The sequence below is a fragment of the Cellulomonas pasadenensis genome (assembly GCF_047229365.1).
Lineage (GTDB): Bacteria > Actinomycetota > Actinomycetes > Actinomycetales > Cellulomonadaceae > Cellulomonas.
On record NZ_JBFTEP010000239.1, the window covers coordinates 1 to 2,570 of the forward strand.

Annotated in this window: 3 protein-coding genes and 2 pseudogenes; all 5 read left to right on the forward strand. The window is 73.4% G+C overall.

Features of this window, described 5'->3' with window-relative positions; translation table 11 throughout:
• A pseudogene (locus AB6N23_RS18050) lies at positions 1–466 on the forward strand (hypothetical protein); the annotation flags it as partial.
• Between the two features lie 85 nt (positions 467–551).
• Positions 552–1,001, forward strand: a complete 450-nt coding sequence (locus AB6N23_RS18055) for a roadblock/LC7 domain-containing protein (protein WP_046529366.1) — start codon at positions 552–554, stop codon at positions 999–1,001.
• A 10-nt stretch (positions 1,002–1,011) separates the two neighbouring features.
• Positions 1,012–1,389, forward strand: a complete 378-nt coding sequence (locus AB6N23_RS18060; protein WP_136517890.1) for a DUF742 domain-containing protein — start codon at positions 1,012–1,014, stop codon at positions 1,387–1,389.
• Positions 1,370–1,981, forward strand: coding sequence for a GTP-binding protein (locus AB6N23_RS18065; protein WP_378203283.1), 612 nt, complete (start codon positions 1,370–1,372; stop codon positions 1,979–1,981). Before AB6N23_RS18060 ends, AB6N23_RS18065 begins: the two co-directional genes overlap by 20 nt.
• A 241-nt stretch (positions 1,982–2,222) precedes the next feature.
• Positions 2,223–2,570, forward strand: a pseudogene (locus AB6N23_RS18070) (hypothetical protein); the annotation flags it as partial.

Consider the following 2,570-nt stretch of genomic DNA (forward strand, 5'->3'; position numbering starts at 1 on the left):
CGAGGGCGGTGCGCTGCCCGACGGCAGCGCCCCCGCGGCCCCGGCGCCCGCGCCGGTGCAGGAGCAGCGGCCCGCCCCGGCGTGGTCGCCCTCCGAGCGGTCCGTCCGCCCGGCGGTCGGTCAGCCGGTGTCCACCGTGCCGCAGCCGTCCGTCCCGCCGTCCGTCGCCCCGCGCGTCGGCACCCTGGACGACGAGGTGGCGGCCATGCTGGCCCTGCGCTCCGACATCCAGGAGCAGGCGCTGTCGGAGCTCAGCCAGCTCTCGGCCTACCGGCCGAGCGCGGTGGGTGCCGGCGCGGAGCGTCTGACGAAGCGTGTGCCGACCGCCGTCCCCGCGGCGCCGGCACCGACCGAGGAGCGACCCGTGCAGCGTGACGCCGATCAGCTGCGGTCGCGACTCTCCAGCTTCCAGTCCGGCACCTCGCGCGGGCGGCGTGCCGCCGGCGGACCGGACGGTGACGCATGATCCACCTCACGACTCCCGGCGACGCCCGCGTCGCCGAGACGCCCCAGCCCGCAGTCGGCCCTGACTGCACCATGAAGGAGGAAGTGTGACCGCGCTCAGCACCGAGGCAGCCAACTTCGGCTGGCTCCTGGACAACTTCGTCCGGACCGTGCCCGGCACTCGCCACACGCTCGTGGTGTCGGCCGACGGTCTGCTCATGGCGATGTCCGAGCAGCTCGACCGCACCAGCGGCGACCAGCTCGCGGCCATCGTCTCCGGGATGTCGAGCCTCACCCGAGGCGCGTCCCGCCAGCTCCGTGCGGGGGAGGTGCGCCAGGCGATCATCGAGATGGACCACCTGTTCCTCTTCCTCATGAGCGTCTCGAACGGCTCCGTCCTCGCCGTGGTCGCGGAGTCGACGTGCGACGTCGGGCTCATCGGCTACGAGATGGCGATGCTCGTCTCGCGGACCGAGGCGACGCTGACCCCGCAGCTCATCTCCGAGATGCGTGGACAGCTCCCCGTCGACGGCGCGACCCGGGCCCCGGTCGCCTGAGGCGTCGACGATGAGCGAACACGTCGAGTACGAGGCCAGGACGGTCCGGCCGTACGCCGTGACCGGCGGTCGCGTGCGCTCGGCTCGCTCCGACCTGCCTCTCGAGGCCCTGGTCGAGGTCATGCCGGGCGCCGTGGCGAGCACGGGCCTGACACCTGAGAAGCGCGCGATCATCCAGCACGCGTCGGCCGGGTACATCTCGGTCGCCGAGCTGTCGGCGCTCCTCCACCTGCCGCTCGGTGTGGTCCGGATCCTCGTGTCCGACCTCACCGACGCCAACTACGTGCGCGTGCACACCTCTCAGCCGGTCGAGGTCAACACCGGTGAGTCCCCCGCCCTGTCCCTGAGCGTGCTGGAGAGTGTTCTCAATGGCATTTCCGCCCTCTGACGCCGCCGTCGCCGCTCCGGCGGGGACCGCGGGCGCCATTGCCCCCACCGTCGTCAAGATCGTCGTCGCCGGCGGGTTCGCCGTCGGCAAGACGACCTTCATCGGGTCCATCTCCGACATCGAGCCCCTCAACACCGAGGCCGCGATGACGGAGCACTCCGTCGGCGTCGACGACGCCGGTGGCGTGAGCGACCGCAAGACGACCACCACCGTCGCCATGGACTTCGGCCGCATCGCGCTGCCGGGCCAGCTGTGGCTCTACCTGTTCGGCACGCCGGGCCAGGACCGCTTCCTCTTCATGTGGGACGACCTGGTGCGCGGGGCGATCGGTGCGGTCGTGCTCGTCGACACGGACCGTCTCGACCAGTGCTTCCCGGCCGTCGACTACTTCGAGAGCCGCGGCATCCCCTTCGTCGTCGGCGTGAACTGCTTCGACGGCATCGCGAAGCACCAGCTCGAGGACGTCCGCGAGGCCCTCGCGATCCCCGCCCACGTGCCGGTGCTCTACACCGACGCGCGGTCGCGCGCCGCGACCAAGCAGGCGCTCATCGCGCTCGTGCAGCTCGCCATGGAGCGTCTGCGCTCCCGCTGACGTCTGCCCCGTACGACGACGGCCGGTCCCCGAGGGGGCCGGCCGTCGTCGTGCCGGGTGGTGCGTCCGTCGTCGCCCGAGCCCGGCACGGTGCGGGCGGCACCACCGTGTCGAAGTCGTGACCCGGACGGACCCCGCCGCGGCCGGTCGCCCCGGTAACGTGCGGCGACCGCAGGGATCCCCGCGGTCGTCGTCCGACGGACCCGACGCCGGGGCCCCGTCCTCCCCTCGAGAAGGTCACGTGAACCGCGCTCCTTCCTCCGGGCACCGCCGCGCCCGGACGACCCGCTCCCTCGGCGCCTCCGCTGCGGCCCTGCTCGTCGCGGCCCTCGTGCTGCCGACCGGTGCCGCCGTCGCCGCGGACGCCCCGGCCGAGCCGGCAGTGCCGGCCGCCGTCGCCGCCCCGACGCCCACGGGTGACGTCCCGTCCGCCGACGTCCCGTCCGCCGACCTCCCGTCCGCCGACGTCCCGTCCGCACCCGATACCGCCGCGCCGGCGTCGACGGACGGCGTGGCCGACGCGTCGCCCACGCCGCGGGCTCTTATACACATCTCCGAGCCCACGAGACTCTTACGCCGATCGGGGAAG

What these genes read in the sequence shown, in the direction of transcription:
- AB6N23_RS18060 (WP_136517890.1), top strand. Translation starts at nt 1,012, where the DNA reads ATGAGCGAACACGTCGAGTACGAGGCCAGGACGGTCCGGCCGTACGCC.
- AB6N23_RS18065 (WP_378203283.1), top strand. Translation starts at nt 1,370, where the DNA reads ATGGCATTTCCGCCCTCTGACGCCGCCGTCGCCGCTCCGGCGGGGACC.